The sequence below is a fragment of the Leifsonia sp. Y862 genome (assembly GCF_057669585.1).
In genome coordinates this window covers 953,943-968,998 of record NZ_JBYHFR010000001.1, presented here as the reverse complement: position 1 = coordinate 968,998, position 15,056 = coordinate 953,943, and the positions used below count along the sequence as shown (strand labels likewise).

Here is a 15,056-nt window from a genome sequence, read left to right as displayed (position 1 = left end):
GCTCAGGTACTTAGATGCCCGACTCTTCGGTGCGCACGAGGATCGCACCGCAGTCTGGGCAGAACACTACGTCGTCGGCCGGAGCTGAACGCACGGCCTGCAGGTCATTGCCGGTGAGCGTCATCGTGCAGGCACTGCAGGTACGCGCACGCAGCAGGGCTGCTCCGTGGCCGTGGCCGGCCACACGGCGCTTCTCGTAGAGAGCACTGAGCTCATCGGGGATGCCGGCGGCGATGGCATCGCGATCGCGCACCAGGTCGCTCAGTTCCTTGTTGACCTCGACCAGTTCGGCGTCGCGCTCCACCGAGAGTTCTGCAATACGGGCGGCGATCTCTTCGCGTTCACCGGTGACCTGCGCGAGTGCCCTCTCGTGCTCTTCGAGGCGCTCCATCACGGTGATCTCGATCTCCTCGAGGTCAAACTGGCGCTTCGTGAGAGCGGCAAGCTCGGTTTCGAGAGCCTGCACGTCCTTGACGGATGACGTGTGCTGCATCCGTTCGGAGTCGCGCGCGATCCGCTTTTCCACGACCTCGACATCGGATTCGATGCGCGACAGTTCAGTGCGCACGTCGTCGAGTTCACCGAGGCGGGCAACGTAGCGAACCTTCACCGCGTCATCCGTTGCGACGAGGGCGGCGATCTCCGCGTGCTGCGCAAGGGCCTTTGCCTTGTGTTCAAGCTGCTGGACCTTGGTGTCGAGCGCCTGGAGCCTAAGGAGCTCTTTCTGGGCTACGGGGGTTGCCTTCACTGTTTCCTGACCTTTACGAGTGTTGAGTTACAAAATTGTGGAGCCACTGTATTGTCACGCGAGGTGGCTGGTGCCGAACCTCTACTGCGTGACGACGAAATCCCAGGGATCGGTGCGCAGGTCGCTGACACTCACACGCACTCCAGGCAGTGCTGCCCTGAGCTGTTCTGCTGCCGTGTCGAGCCACAACCATTCGCTTGCCCAGTGTGACACGTCGATGAGCGCGGGACCTGAGCCGGAGATCCGCGCCTGCTCCCTGGACTCCGACGCCGGGTGGTGTCGCAGGTCTGCCGTGATGTAGACATCGGACCCCAGAACCGCAGGGTGATTGAGGAGCGAATCACCCGCTCCGCCACACAGCGAAATGGTTTCTACCAGCGTGCCATATTCTCCCGCAACGCGAACACCGGATGCCGTTGCAGGCAGAATTCCGGCCAGGTCACGGGCGAGCTGGCCGAGCGGTGTCGGTGCAGCGAGCCGGCCGACTCGACCGATGCCGACACCCGGCGTTGCCCCTGGTGCAATGGGCCGTATTCCTCCCAGGCCGAGCTTCTGGGCGATCACATCTGACACGCCGTCTTCGACGACGTCGGCATTGGTGTGTGCGGCAATCAGCGCGCAGTTCGCGCGAATGAGCCTGGCCAGCAATGCGCCCTTGTACCGGTCTTCTGCCACAGAGGTCACGCCGCGCAACAACAGCGGGTGGTGCACCAGCAGCAGGTCGGCATCGACGGCAACGGCTTCGTCGACCGTGTCGGCCACGGCATCGACGGCGAGCAGGATGGAGGTGATCTCCTGTGCGGGGTCACCGCTCAGGAGGCCAGGGGCATCCCATGGCTCTGCGCCGGACAACGGCCACAGTTCATGGATGATCTGGGTTGCGTTGGCGAGCGTAATTGACACCTGGTCAGCTTACCGGTCGCGCCCTGTCCGCCGTGGGGAATTGCCTTCGTGGCCACACCAGCACGACGACGCCGACCATGATGAGGGCGAGGCCCAGCCAGCCGAGCGGATCGAGCTGTTCACCGACCACCAGGATCGCAAGGAGAGTGGCGACCAGCGGCTCGACGAGCGTGATTGTCGTTGCCGTGCTGCTGGTTACCGTACGAAGACCGGCGCCGAACAGGATGTATGCCAGAAACATGGGGCCGAGTGCCAGGTACGCCGTGATCCCGATGCTCGACGTCGACTGCAGCAGCGGCGCTCCGGTAAGAAGCAAGACAGGGACGAGACAGAGCGCACCGAGGCCGAACAGTGCGCCCATGGTGGCGTTCGACCCGTGGCCGGCCGCCAGGACGCGACGAGAGGCATCCGTGTAGAGCGCGTAGCTAAGGCCGGCAAGCAGTCCGAGCAGCACACCAAGCAAGCTCTGGTCTGAGGTGGAATCGCCCTGTGCCGGGCTGCCAACCACCAACATGACGGTACCGGCGACGGCGATGACGGTGCAGAGCGCCCACCGGGCGGAGATCCCTCGCCTGTCAACCAGATACTCGATCGCTGCCGCGAAGATCGGGGCAGAGCCCAGCGAGACCACCGTGCCGATGGCGACACCGGCCAGATTCATCGAGCTGTAGAAGGCCAGTGGGTAGACGAAGATACCGGCGACGCCAGCGACGAGCCAGCCCCGCACTGAGCGATCTGCCATGGCACGCAGCGCGCCCCGCATGGAGAGCAGAAACAGGAGTCCACCGCCGATGGCCATGGTCGCGGCCCCCGTCGCGAGCGGACTGACGTTTGCCGGGAGGAAGTGGGCGGCCGTGCCGGTTGTGCCCCAGAGCAGCGCCGCGATCAGGATGGGAACGACACCGCGATTGCTCTGCCCCACTGGCATCCGCTCTCTCTGATTTCTCTCGCACCACTCACTGACCACGCCGCGCGAATGCTGGCTGATTCCGACAGTGTATGGGCAGGATGCGCGCGGGCCGTATCCACATGGCGTCGTGTCGAACTGGCACGATGGCTATGCGTTGAGAAGCGCGCCGCCCACAGATTGGACATGACAATGACGCAGCCGAGACCTCTGACCATCGTGACGGGCGGAAGCCGCGGTATCGGTGCGGCGATCTGTCGGCGGCTGGCACACGACGGCCACGATGTCATCGTCGGCTACGTTCAGGACGAGGCCGCCGCGGAAGCCGTGGCGGGAGATGTACAGCGAATCGGGCGCCGCGCCCTGACAGTGCAGGTCGACACGACAGACGAGGCGTCTGTCGCGACTCTGTTCACACGCGCACGCGATCTCGGAACGGTGACGGGACTGGTGAACAATGCCGGCTCGGCCGGGGCCATCGGCACGCTGGCTGAGAACGATATCGCAGCCATCCGGCGCGACATCGACGTCAACTTTGTGGGCGTCATACTGTGCTCCCAGTACGCCGTTCGCGAGTTCACGACGTCTGGAGGCGGCGCGATCGTCAACATCTCATCGGCGGCAGCCACGCTCGGTGGCGCGGGAACCTATGTGCACTACGCGGCCTCGAAGGCGGCCGTTGACGGGCTGACCGTTGGACTGTCCCGGGAGGTTGGGCCACTCGGCATCCGCGTCAACGCCGTCGCTCCCGGCACGATCTGGACTGATTTCCACCGCGACCCAACCAGGCCGGCGCACGTTGCGAAGACAGTCCCGCTCGGACGAGCAGGTGAACCAGATGACATCTCTGGCGCCGTGGCCTGGCTTCTCTCCGACGACGCCCGATACGCAACCGGCACGATTATCCGAGTCGCCGGCGGGCTCTAGGCACGCAGCCACCATCCCGGCCTGCGTCGGCCTGCGTCGGCCGGCATCGGCCGGCGTCAGGCGCCGGCTGCGTCAGCCAGTCGCTGCAGCAGCGACGCAATCTGCGCTTGCTCTGCGTCACTCAGCGCGGCCGTGATGGCGCGCTCCGTGGCCAGGTGGTCTGGCAATGCGGCTTCGATCAGCTGCCTGCCGGCGGTGGTGAGCGCCACCACTGTCCCGCGGCCGTCGGCGGGATTCGCTTCCCTCGACACGAGTCCCCTCGTCTCCAGCTTGTTCAATCGCTGGGCCACCGCACTGGTCGTCACCATTGAATCGCGGGCGAGGATGGCCGGCGTCAGTCGGTATGGCGATCCGCTCCGCAGCAAGGTGGCCAACACGTCGAACGACGACGAATCGAGCCCGTGCCTCGCGAAGGTCTCCCCCAGGCGCACGTTCACGGCCGCCGACGCGCGACTGAGCCGGCCAATCACGTTCATGGGTGAGACGTCGAGTGCGGGTTTCTCCGCATGCCACTGCGCAAGAATGTGATCGACGTGGTCTTGGTCTGTCATGGATCCACCCTAGCCTTTCGCTAAGTGCTTAGCTATTATGGCTAAGTGCTTAGCAATCGAGTGTCTCTCGTCCTCATGACAGCCGTCGCCCCCATACTATGGGGAACCACGTATCTGACCACGACGGAGCTCCTCCCAGAGGATCGACCCCTGCTCGCCGCAACAATTCGGGCACTGCCGGCCGGACTGTTGCTTCTGGCACTCGCCAGACGGATGCCGCGCGGCTCGTGGTGGTGGAAGTCCTGGGTGCTCGGCGTGCTCAACATCGGCGCGTTCTTCGCCCTCCTCTTTATTGCCGCGTACCGACTGCCGGGCGGCGTTGCGGCTGTCGTCGGCGGACTCCAGCCGCTGGTCGTCGCGGTACTCGCCAGTCGCGTGCTGCACGAGCGCCTCCGCGCACGGACGGTGATCGGCGGAGCGGCGGGCGTCTTCGGCGTCACCCTCATCGTGCTGCAGGCGCAGGCCAGGCTTGACTCCGTCGGGTTGCTGGCGGCCGCCTTGGGCACGCTCTCCATGGCATCCGGAATCGTGCTCACGAAGAAGTGGGGCCAACCGGCCCCGCCGCTGGCGACCACGGCCTGGCAGCTCATCGCCGGCGGCCTGACCCTCGTGCCACTGCTGTGGCTGCTGGAGGGATTCCCGAGCACGCCGCTGACCCCGGTGAATCTCGCGGGGTACGCATACTTGGCACTGGTCGGTACCGCTTTCGCGTATGTCGCGTGGTTTCGCGGCATCGCGCGCCTTCCCACGAAAATCCCGGCCATGCTCGTGCTCCTGAGCCCGGTCGTTGCGGTGCTGCTTGGCTGGCTGGTCGTGAATGAAACCCTCGCACCGACGCAAGTCATCGGCATGCTGGTTGTGCTTGGCTCAATTGCCCTTGTCACGGTGACGCGCCAACCACAGGCTCCGCACTCCGCTGTCACAGCCGAGCACAACGAGCACACCAAGCGAATAGGCAACCAGGTCGAGCGTGCTGAACGTCGTGCCGAGCAGGAGCCGGAACGGCGTGAAGCCCGATAACGCAACGGGAACCCCGGTGAGCTGGAACAGCTCGATCGCCACGCACATCGCCCAGGCGAGCAGGGCAACACGTCGTGGTCGCGCCCGCGGGAAGGCGAATGCCAGCGCCAGGTAAGCGCACACGGCATAGAGGGCGTCTGCGACGAAATCACCCAGCGGCCCGTCGGTCACGACGTGCACGAGAAGGCCCAGTGCCACGACGGCCAGGGCGGCGGCTCCGACCACACTGCGACGGTGCCGGACGGATCGGCGAGCGATCACGTCAGCGCGTGCGGCGTGGGATGGGCCGCTGGGGGCAGAAGCGGCAGAGGCGTTAAGTGACACGGGCAGAGGATACGCCACTGGGGTGCCAGCACCCAGAAGCCAGCCGTCTCACGCCGCAGGGGTAGACGACGAGATCACCCCTAAAGTTGCGGCTCGCGACGGGTCTGGAACGACGCGAGAATATCTCACGATCTCTCATTCGAGAGTCGTGGTTGACCCGAACAACCACGCGGAACGGATGGCGCATTCCCCCGATTACGCCATCCGTTCCATTGTTTAACCACTGAAGGACGTCGTCGCGTGGCCATACCGCGGGGTGACGCAAAAAACCCCCGATTTCTCGGGGGTTTTCACTGTGGGCCCTACCGGGATCGAACCGATGACATCCACGGTGTAAACGTGGCGCTCTACCAGCTGAGCTAAAGGCCCCGACGAACGCGTTACCGCGAATCAGGTCGTTTCACATCATACAGAAACCAGCGCCGGAGTCAGAAATCGACGGCCAGTTTGCGGCGGCCCGGGCGCGTCGCGTGTCACGTCGTGTCCGAGCCGGCGAGCAGATCGACTAGGCCGGCTGCAGCTCAGAGAGCGCAGCCCGGTAGGCCTCGATCGCACGCGGCTCGCCTGGGGCGGTGATGAAGCTTGCACGGATGATGCCGCAGCTGTCGATGAGGAAGGTCGCGCGATTTGCGAATCCCTTGACGTCGAGAAACACGCCGTATTCCTTCGCGACAGAGCCGTGCGGCCAGAAGTCGGAGACGAGGTTGAAGCCGTAGCCTTCCTGCTCGCCCCAGGCACGCAGCGCGTGACGAGAGTCCACAGAGATGCCGATCAGTTCAACGTTGCTGTCGGCGAAGAGGGCGAGGTTATCGCGCAATTCACACAGCTCGCTGCTGCAGATTCCCGAGAAAGCGAGAGGGAAGAAAACAAGAGCAACTGACTTCTCACCCCTGAACTGGCTGAGCTGGATCGTCTCACCGAATTGATTGATGAGAGCGAAATCAGGCGCCTGGGTGTCATTCTCCAAAGCCATGGTGCATGTCCTTTCCGTGCCGCAATACCTAGCCTGAGCACGGTGAGCCACTCTAGCCCTGCTGCCTGCAGGAACCAACAATCCGCACGACCAGCCGTGGTCGCCACGGCAGGGCGGGGCGCATGCAGACCCATTACTTACTCACTAGGCTGGGGTCGGTGCCAATGGTCGTAATCCGACCCGTTTTTGTCTCCGGCACGAATAATCAGGCTTGATCTGCTCATCCCACGGTCAGCCCAACAGAGAGAGGTCGAGTGTGACTGTCAACGACCAGGACCCGTACTCGATGAATAACATCGACACAGATCCAGAAGAAACCGCCGAATGGTCGGAGTCACTGGATTCGCTTGTTGCCGCCGAGGGACACCAGCGTGGTCGGGAGATCATGCTCAGCCTGCTGAAGCGCTCCAAGGAACTTCACCTCGGTGTTCCGATGGTTCCGACCACGGACTACATCAACACCATCGCCGCAGAGAACGAGCCAGAGTTCCCCGGTGATGAAGAAGTCGAACGTCGCTACCGCGCGTGGATCCGCTGGAACGCAGCCGTTCTGGTGCACCGCGCCCAGCGCCCCGGCATCGCCGTCGGTGGGCACATCTCGACCTACGCGTCGTCAGCCGCGCTCTATGAAGTCGGCTTCAACCACTTCTTCCGTGGCCAGAACCACCCAGGTGGTGGCGACCAGGTCTTCGTCCAGGGCCACGCCTCCCCCGGAACCTACGCTCGCGCCTTCCTCGAAGGACGCCTCAGCACCGACCAGCTCGACGGCTTCCGCCAGGAGAAGTCCCACGCAGGCGGAGGACTCTCCTCGTACCCGCACCCTCGCCTCATGCCGGAGTTCTGGCAGTTCCCGACGGTGTCGATGGGCCTTGGCCCGATCAACGCGATCTACCAGGCACAGGCCAACCGCTACTTGACGAACCGTGGCATCAAGGACGCCAGCGACCAGCAGGTCTGGGCGTTCCTTGGCGACGGTGAGATGGACGAGGTTGAAAGCCGCGGCCAGCTTCAGGTCGCTGCCAACGAAGGCCTCGACAACCTCAACTTCGTCATCAACTGCAACCTGCAGCGCCTCGACGGCCCTGTGCGCGGTAACGGCAAGATCATCCAGGAGCTCGAGAGCTTCTTCCGCGGTGCCGGCTGGAACGTCATCAAGGTTGTCTGGGGTCGCGAGTGGGACGACCTGCTCAAGGCCGACACCGACGGTGCACTGCTGAACCTGATGAACGTCACACCGGATGGCGACTACCAGACCTACAAGGCTGAGAGCGGCGCATACGTGCGCGAGAACTTCTTCGGCCGCGACCCGCGCGCCCTTCAGCTCGTCGACGGATACACCGACGACGAGATCTGGAACCTCAAGCGCGGTGGCCACGACTACCGCAAGGTGTACGCAGCATTCAAGGCCGCATCTGAGCACAAGGGCCAGCCGACCGTCATCCTGGCGAAGACCGTCAAGGGCTACGGCCTCGGACCGAGCTTCGAGGGCCGCAACGCGACCCACCAGATGAAGAAGATGACGCTCGACAACCTCAAGACGTTCCGAGACAGCATGCACGTGCCGATCACGGATGCCCAGCTCGAGGAAAACCCGTACCTGCCGCCGTACTACACGCCAGGCGATTCGGACCCGGCCATCCAGTACATGCACGAGCGTCGCCGCGAACTCGGCGGCTACGTGCCGGAGCGTCGCGCCAAGTACACGCAGCTCAACCTGCCGGACGACTCCACGTACGCGATCTCGAAGAAGGGCTCCGGCTCGCAGGAGATCGCCACCACCATGGCATTCGTGCGTCTGCTCAAGGACCTGTTGCGGTCAAAGGACTTCGGCAACCGCATCGTTCCGATCATCCCGGACGAGGCCCGCACCTTCGGCATCGACGCGTTCTTCCCGAACGCCAAGATCTACAACCCGAATGGGCAGAACTACACCTCCGTCGACCGCGAGCTCCTGCTGGCGTACAAGGAGAGCCCGCAGGGCCAGATCGACCACGTCGGCATCAACGAAGCCGGCGCCATGGCCGCGTTCACGAACATGGGAACCACGTATTCCACCCAGGGTGAGCCGCTCATCCCGATCTACGTGTTCTACTCCATGTTCGGTTTCCAGCGCACCGGCGACGCCATGTGGGCAGCCGGCGACCAGATGGCCCGTGGGTTCATCATGGGAGCAACGGCCGGCCGCACCACGCTGACCGGTGAAGGCCTGCAGCACGCCGACGGCCACTCGCACCTGCTGGCTTCAACCAACCCGGCGATTGTGTCGTACGACCCGGCATACGGTTACGAGATCGGGCACATCATGCGCTCAGGCCTCGACCGCATGTACGGCGGAACCCACACGGATCCGAACGTCATGTACTACATCACTCTCTACAACGAGCCGTACGTGCAGCCGGCCCAGCCGGAAGGCGTTGACGTCGATGGCATCGTGCGCGGTATCCACCAGCTGAATCGGTCGACCGTTGCCGGGCCGAAGGCCCAGCTGCTGGCATCCGGTGTCGGTGTGCAGTGGGCGCTTGAAGCCCAGCAGCTTCTCGCTGCCGACTGGGGCGTATCGGCTGACGTTTGGTCCGTCACCTCCTGGACTGAGCTGCGTCGTGACGGCCTTGCGGCAGAGGAGCACAACTTCCTCTACCCGGAAGACGAGGAGCACGTCCCGTACGTGACGGCAAAGCTTGCTGGCGCAGAGGGACCGTTCGTGGCTGTTTCCGACCACATGCACGCCGTGCCTGACCAGATTCGCCAGTTCGTCCCCGGCGAGTTCGCAACGCTCGGTGCTGACGACTTCGGTTTCTCTGACACCCGCGCAGCTGCTCGTCGCTACTTCAAGATCGACGGCCCTTCCATGGTCGTTCGCACGCTCCAGCTGCTCGCCCGTCAGGGCAAGGTTGACCGCAGCCTGGTCAGTGCAGCGATCGAGAAGTACCGTCTGCACGATGTGAGCGCTGGAACCACCGGCTCTGCCGGGGGCGAAAGCTAACCACACCGTGGCACCGGCGCCCAGAACGAAAGAGCAGACGCTCGCCTGGCTTCGAACGATTTCAGGCGAGCTCTCCACGGCGACTCTCAAGCGCCTCGAGGACACGCTGCCCTGGTATGGCGATATGCCACCAGGGCGGCGGTCCGCCGTCGGCCTCGTCGCGCAAGCCGGCATCACGTCGTTCATCTCCTGGTTCGAGGACCCGACCTCGACACCCTGGATCGCGGCTGACGTGTTCGGTGCCGCTCCGCGCGAGCTGCTCCGATCTGTCAGCCTGCAGCAAACGCTTCAGCTCATCCGAATCACTGTTGAGGTCGTCGAGGAACGCGTCAAGGACGGCAGCGAGTCGCTCCGAGAAGCGATCCTGCTCTACTCGCGTGAGATCGCCTTCGGCGCAGCGGATGTCTACGCCAGGGCTGCCGAAGCTCGCGGTCTCTGGGACGCCAGGCTCGAAGCCCTCGTCGTCGACTCCATCCTCAGCGGCGAATATGACGACGAGCTGCCGAGCCGCATTGCTGCCCTCGGCTGGCACGGCCACGGCGAAGTCTGCGTACTCGTCGGCACGACGCCGAAGATGCTCGACGTCGACCACCTCAGGCGCGCAGCCAGGCACATGGCAGCGGATGTCCTGATCGGCGTGCAGGGAAACAGGCTCGTTCTGGTCATTGGTCGCGCCCACCCCACCCCAGCGGAGGGCGACGACGCCACGGGCACTGCCCCGCAGCTCAGCTTCATGGAAATCGCCGTGCAGCTGGAAGAGAGCTTCGGCCCTGGCCACCTCGTACTCGGACACGAGGTGCCGAACCTGGTTGACGCCTCCAAGAGCGCCAAGGCTGCCCTCGCCGGCTTCGCCGTTGCGCGCGCCTGGCGAAACGCTCCCAGGCCCGTTCAGGCCGACGATCTGCTGCCTGAACGCGCACTGGCCGGCGATCCTCTCGCTCGCGCCACCCTCATCCATCGCGTCTATCGGCCGCTGCAGGCACACTCGACAGAGCTGCTCACCACGCTGTGGTGCTATCTCGACAACGGCCGGTCGCTTGAGGCGACGGCGCGCGAACTGTTTGTGCACCCGAACACCGTGCGCTACCGGCTCAAGCGCGTCTCCGAAGTCATCGGCTACGACGCAACAGGAGCCAGGGAAGCGTTGATTCTGCAGGCCGCGCTCATCATCGGTTCGATCAGCGACCACGACGGCTCTCGACGTCGTTGAGTCAGCCCGTGTAACGAATCCACCAAACGTTTCGGGAATACTTAGTACTTCTTCGACACACCCCGCCGATGTGAGATTGGGAAACTAGAAACGTGATTGTTGTCGTCTGCCCTGGACAGGGCTCGCAAACCCCCGGATTTCTTGAGCCATGGTTGGCCGACCCCGCGTTCGCGCAGGAGTTGCGTGAGATCTCAGACGCCGTCGAGCTCGATCTCGTGGCTCACGGCACGACCAGCGACGCAGACACCATCAGGGACACCGCGATCGCACAGCCGCTGATCGTTGCAGCAGGACTGCTGACGCTCAAGGCGCTTTTCGCCGACGGCCGCAAGGAGAAGATCGGCGGTATCGCCGGGCACTCCGTTGGTGAGATCACGGCGGCTGCCGGCGCTGGCATCCTGAGCAGCGCCGACGCGGTTCGCTTCGTGAAGGAGCGCGGCAGCGCCATGGCTGCGGCCGCGGCTGCAACGCCCACCGGCATGAGCGCCGTGCTCGGCGGAGACGAGGCAGAGCTGCTCGCCCGCCTGCAGGAACTCGGCCTCGAGCCCGCCAACTTCAACGGCGGCGGCCAGATCGTCGTTGCTGGCGCGTTGGACGCCCTGGCGTCCCTCGCGGAGAACCCGCCGGCCAAGTCCCGCGTCATCCCGCTTCAGGTCGCCGGCGCATTCCACACCCGGTATATGACTCCTGCCGTCGAACACCTCTCCGCCGTCGCGGCATCGTTGGCACCGGCAGACCCCACCCTTCCCATCTGGACCAATAAGGATGGCTCACGCGTCACCAGCGGCGCGCAGTTCGTCGATCTTTTGGTCGGCCAGGTGTCGTCCCCGGTACGGTGGGACCTGTGCATGGAGTCCTTCACGGACGCCGGTGTCACCGGAATCATCGAGGTTGCGCCAGCCGGCGCCCTCGTCGGACTCGCAAAACGTGCCCTCAGGGGCGTGCCGAGCGTCGCGATCAAGTCACCAGACGACCTGCCCGCCGCGTTCGAGCTCATCAACCAGGCCTCCTGAGTCCTACCGAAAGAACAGAATGATCAAGCCAACCCTCCAGCAGTCGCACGGCGCGCAGTTCACCCGCATCCTTTCCGTTGGTGCAGCACGCGGCGACCTGGACGTCACGAACAACGATCTGATCGAGCCCATCAACTCTTCAGACGAGTGGATTCAGCAGCGCACCGGCATCATCTCCCGCACGAGGGCGAGCGCAGACCTGCAGGCCGTCGACCTCGCAACGGATGCCGCTCGCGAAGCCATCGAACGCTCAGGCATCTCCCCAGAGCTCATTGACGCCGTCATCATCGCCACGATCAGCAACATCCAGCAGACGCCGTCCATGGCTGCCGTCGTTGCCGACCGCGTTGGAGCAAACCCGGCCGCCGCCTACGACGTCAACGCGGCGTGCGCCGGGTACAGCTACGCCATCGCGCAGGCTGATGCCCTGATCCGCGCCGGTGCCGCCCACTACGCACTCGTCATCGGCGCTGAGAAGCTGTCAGACGTCGTCGACCCGACCGATCGCTCCATCTCGTTCCTGCTGGGCGACGGCGCAGGAGCTGTGGTCATCGGCCCGAGCGAGTTCCCCGGCATCTCGGCGACAATCTGGGGCTCAGACGGTTCCAAAGCGGATGCCGTCGGCATGAACCACACGCTGCAGGAGTACCGCCGCGGTGACGCACCGTGGCCGACGCTCCGCCAGGAGGGCCAGACGGTCTTCCGCTGGGCGGTCTGGGACATGGCCAAGGTTGCCAAGCAGGCGCTCGATGCCGCCGGCATCACGGGCGACCAGCTCGCCGCGTTCATCCCCCACCAGGCGAACATGCGCATCATCGACGAATTCGCCAAGCAGTTGAAGCTGCCGGAATCCGTCGTCATTGCCCGTGACATCGCCACGACCGGCAACACATCTGCCGCGTCGATCCCCCTAGCCACACACCGGTTGCTCGAGGAGCACCCGGAGTTGAGCGGCGGCCTCGCGCTCCAGATCGGCTTCGGCGCCGGACTGGTATTCGGCGCGCAGGTCGTGGTTCTGCCCTAGTCTCACCCACTCACCCCTAAACTAAGTCTCGGTCAAACGAGACACCCCCAAGGAGAAAACAATGGCATTGTCCACCGAAGAAGTTCTTGCCGGCCTGGCCGAGCTCATCAACGACGAGACTGGCATCGCGACCGACACGGTTGAGCTGGGCAAGTCGTTCACCGACGACCTCGACATCGACTCCATCTCGATGATGACCATTGTCGTCAACGCAGAAGAGAAGTTCGACGTCAAGATCCCCGACGAAGAGGTAAAGAACCTCAAGACCGTCGGCGACGCTGTCGAGTTCATCGTCAAGGCCCAGGGCTAAGCACACCAGTCGGGCAGGTCGGGCGACTCTGGTCGGTCGGCCTGCCCGTTGTGGCATGCCCCCTCGCTTTTCCCCTCCACGAGAGTTGACGTTATGACCAAGAAAATCGTGATCACCGGTATCGGTGCGACTTCGCCTCTCGGCGGAGATGCTTCGTCCACCTGGTCGGCCCTCCTGGCCGGCGAGTCGGGTGCCAGCACGCTTGAACAAGCCTGGGTCGCCGAGACCCAGCTCCCCATTACTTTTGCCGCGCAGGCCAAGGTGTCGCCGTCGAGCGTCCTTGAGCGATTCGAGACCAAGCGTCTCGACCCGTCGAGCCAGTTCGCCCTGATCGCCGGGCGTGAAGCCTGGGCAGATGCCGGCTCCCCTGAGGTTGAGCCAGAGCGCCTCGCCGTTGACTGGTCCACCGGTATCGGTGGCGTTTGGACGCTGCTCGACGCGTGGGACACTCTGCGCGAACGCGGACCCCGCCGAGTACTGCCGATGACCGTGCCCATGCTGATGCCGAACGGTCCAGGAGCCGCCATCGGAATGGACCTGCACGCTCGTGCCGGCATCCGTACCGTCGTTTCTGCCTGCGCGTCAAGCACCGAAGCACTCGTCAACGCCTACAACCACCTGCAGGCCGGCCTGGCCGATGTCATCATCGCCGGTGGCTCTGAGGCAGCGATCCACCCGCTGCCCATCGCGTCCTTCGCCGCCATGCAGGCGCTGTCGAAGCGCAACGACGACCCGGCAACGGCATCACGTCCCTACGACGTGACCCGCGACGGCTTCGTTCTCGGTGAGGGTGCCGCGGCACTTGTCGTCGAGACAGAGGAGCACGCCAAGGCCCGCGGCGCGAAGATCTACGCCGAGCTCCTTGGCGGTTCGGTCACCAGCGACGCGTACCACATCACGGCTCCGGACCCTGAGGGTTCTGCCGCAGCTCGCGCCATGATCGAGACCATCCAGAACGCCGGCGCCAGCCTGGCCGACGTCGCACACATCAACGCTCACGCAACGTCAACACCGGTGGGTGACATCGCGGAGTACAACGCACTGCGTCGTGTCTTCGGCGATCTGCTCGACGGCATCCCCGTCTCGGCAACGAAGGCATCCACCGGTCACCTGCTTGGTGGCGCCGGCGCGATCGAAGCGCTCTTCACCGTCATGGCGTTGAAAGAGCGTCTCGCTCCCCCGACGATCAACCTCACGCAGCAGGATCCTGCTATCCCGCTCGACGTTGTCACATCGCCGCGCGCGCTGCCGGCCGGCGACCTGTTGGCTATCAGCAACTCGTTCGGCTTCGGCGGGCACAACGCCGTCGTCGCGTTCCGCAGCGTCTAGCGAACACTCGCACCACGCACGAGACCCCGACCGGGCAACCGGTCGGGGTCTTTTGTATGCAGCAGGATGTTTCGCTCTCGCGTCGATCGGGTATGTCACCGACCAGCGCGCCCGGCGCCACATCCCTCCGCAGGTGTGTGCGTGCTCTATCCGACCTTGTGCAGCCAGACGACAGCACTCATGTCACTGGCATGGCGGAATGGTTCGAGTTCGTCGTCCCATGCCTGGCCGAGGGCCAGTCGCAGCTCACGGTGCAGCTCGACGGCATTCGCGCCAGCGACCTCCATCGCGTACCTCACCCGATCCTCTGGAATGACCACGTTGCCAACGGTGTCGGTCTGGGCGTAGAAGACTCCGAGGTCAGGCGTGTGCAGCCAGCGACCGCCGTCGGTGCCGAGGCCGGCGTCTTCCGTCACCTCGAAGCGCAGGTGCTCCCAGCCACGAAGAGCTGATGCCAGGACAGCACCGGTTCCCCGCGCGCCCTCCCAGTAGAATTCGGCCCTCTGGGCACCCTTCAAGACGGGCTGCTCAGCCCAGTCAAAATTCACCGCTTCGCCGAGGGCGGTACCGGCCGCCCACTCGATATGGGGACACAGTGCCCGAGGCGAAGAGTGCACATAAAGTACTCCCCGTGCAGTAGGTGCCTGACGGGTATCTGTTGCCGTCATCCTTTTCTCCGTTCAGTGAGGTGCGTCTTCCCCAACGACCTCTGAACCGACTGATGCGCGGCGTGCGTATGAAATTAGAAAATAGACGACATTGCTGCCGTACGTGAATTATGCCGCAGGCGTGTCGGAATACACAACACCTGCCGCGAGTCGCCGCCGTGCAAGC

The 15,056-nt window shown here is 64.4% G+C and carries 14 protein-coding genes, 1 tRNA gene and 1 pseudogene; 8 read left to right on the top strand and 8 right to left on the bottom strand.

Annotated features, from left to right (window positions below; translation table 11 throughout):
- Window positions 1-10: 10 nt before the first annotated feature.
- The 3 genes from AC25Z0_RS04520 to AC25Z0_RS04510 all read right to left on the bottom strand — a co-directional run bounded on the left by AC25Z0_RS04520 (window position 11) and on the right by AC25Z0_RS04510 (window position 2,579).
- A complete protein-coding gene (locus tag AC25Z0_RS04520; protein WP_488119011.1) occupies window positions 11-748 on the bottom strand; it encodes a zinc ribbon domain-containing protein in 738 nt (245 codons plus the stop codon).
- 81 nt (window positions 749-829) lie between these two features.
- Window positions 830-1,651 (bottom strand): Nif3-like dinuclear metal center hexameric protein, encoded by an 822-nt coding sequence (locus AC25Z0_RS04515; protein WP_488132466.1) that lies wholly within the window; start codon window positions 1,649-1,651, stop codon window positions 830-832.
- Window positions 1,652-1,655: 4 nt separating this feature from the next.
- A complete protein-coding gene (locus tag AC25Z0_RS04510; protein ID WP_488132465.1) occupies window positions 1,656-2,579 on the bottom strand; it encodes a DMT family transporter in 924 nt (307 codons plus the stop codon).
- A gap of 165 nt (window positions 2,580-2,744) precedes the next feature.
- On the opposite strand from AC25Z0_RS04510, the gene AC25Z0_RS04505 reads away from it, so the two are divergent.
- Window positions 2,745-3,485, top strand: a complete 741-nt coding sequence (locus tag AC25Z0_RS04505) for an SDR family NAD(P)-dependent oxidoreductase (protein ID WP_488132464.1) — start codon at window positions 2,745-2,747, stop codon at window positions 3,483-3,485.
- Between the two features lie 56 nt (window positions 3,486-3,541).
- Here AC25Z0_RS04505 and AC25Z0_RS04500 read toward each other — a convergent pair whose 3' ends face one another.
- Window positions 3,542-4,036: a MarR family winged helix-turn-helix transcriptional regulator gene (locus tag AC25Z0_RS04500; protein WP_488132463.1), complete on the bottom strand. Its 495-nt coding sequence runs from the start codon at window positions 4,034-4,036 to the stop codon at window positions 3,542-3,544.
- 45 nt (window positions 4,037-4,081) lie between these two features.
- Here AC25Z0_RS04500 and AC25Z0_RS04495 point away from each other — a divergent pair, with 45 nt between their 5' ends.
- Window positions 4,082-5,056, top strand: a complete 975-nt coding sequence (locus AC25Z0_RS04495; RefSeq protein WP_488132462.1) for a DMT family transporter — start codon at window positions 4,082-4,084, stop codon at window positions 5,054-5,056.
- Here the strand turns inward: AC25Z0_RS04495 and AC25Z0_RS04490 are convergent.
- The 3 genes and pseudogenes from AC25Z0_RS04490 to AC25Z0_RS04480 all read right to left on the bottom strand — a co-directional run.
- Window positions 5,036-5,179 (bottom strand): annotated as a pseudogene (locus AC25Z0_RS04490) (DUF2809 domain-containing protein); the annotation flags it as partial. The gene AC25Z0_RS04495 and the pseudogene AC25Z0_RS04490 overlap by 21 nt on opposite strands.
- A gap of 497 nt (window positions 5,180-5,676) precedes the next feature.
- Window positions 5,677-5,749 (bottom strand) — tRNA-Val (locus AC25Z0_RS04485).
- Between the two features lie 136 nt (window positions 5,750-5,885).
- Window positions 5,886-6,353 carry a peroxiredoxin gene (locus AC25Z0_RS04480; protein WP_488119004.1) on the bottom strand — a complete coding sequence of 156 codons (468 nt, stop codon included), beginning with the start codon at window positions 6,351-6,353 and terminating at the stop codon, window positions 5,886-5,888.
- Window positions 6,354-6,609: 256 nt separating this feature from the next.
- Between AC25Z0_RS04480 and aceE the strand changes: the two genes are divergently transcribed.
- The 6 genes from aceE to AC25Z0_RS04450 all read left to right on the top strand — a co-directional run bounded on the left by aceE (window position 6,610) and on the right by AC25Z0_RS04450 (window position 14,222).
- A complete protein-coding gene (gene aceE, locus AC25Z0_RS04475; RefSeq protein ID WP_488119003.1) occupies window positions 6,610-9,336 on the top strand; it encodes a pyruvate dehydrogenase (acetyl-transferring), homodimeric type in 2,727 nt (908 codons plus the stop codon).
- 7 nt (window positions 9,337-9,343) lie between these two features.
- Entirely contained in the window at window positions 9,344-10,546 is a 1,203-nt protein-coding gene (locus AC25Z0_RS04470) for a PucR family transcriptional regulator (RefSeq protein WP_488132461.1), read from the top strand.
- Between the two features lie 92 nt (window positions 10,547-10,638).
- Window positions 10,639-11,559, top strand: a complete 921-nt coding sequence (locus AC25Z0_RS04465) for an ACP S-malonyltransferase (RefSeq protein ID WP_488119001.1) — start codon at window positions 10,639-10,641, stop codon at window positions 11,557-11,559.
- A gap of 19 nt (window positions 11,560-11,578) precedes the next feature.
- A complete protein-coding gene (locus AC25Z0_RS04460; protein ID WP_488119000.1) occupies window positions 11,579-12,583 on the top strand; it encodes a beta-ketoacyl-ACP synthase III in 1,005 nt (334 codons plus the stop codon).
- A 61-nt stretch (window positions 12,584-12,644) separates the two neighbouring features.
- Window positions 12,645-12,893, top strand: a complete 249-nt coding sequence (locus AC25Z0_RS04455; protein ID WP_488118999.1) for an acyl carrier protein — start codon at window positions 12,645-12,647, stop codon at window positions 12,891-12,893.
- Between the two features lie 93 nt (window positions 12,894-12,986).
- Window positions 12,987-14,222 (top strand): beta-ketoacyl-[acyl-carrier-protein] synthase family protein, encoded by a 1,236-nt coding sequence (locus AC25Z0_RS04450; RefSeq protein ID WP_488118998.1) that lies wholly within the window; start codon window positions 12,987-12,989, stop codon window positions 14,220-14,222.
- A 146-nt stretch (window positions 14,223-14,368) separates the two neighbouring features.
- Here the strand turns inward: AC25Z0_RS04450 and AC25Z0_RS04445 are convergent, their stop codons facing one another.
- Window positions 14,369-14,890 (bottom strand): DUF3145 domain-containing protein, encoded by a 522-nt coding sequence (locus AC25Z0_RS04445; protein ID WP_488132460.1) that lies wholly within the window; start codon window positions 14,888-14,890, stop codon window positions 14,369-14,371.
- Window positions 14,891-15,056 lie beyond the last annotated feature (166 nt).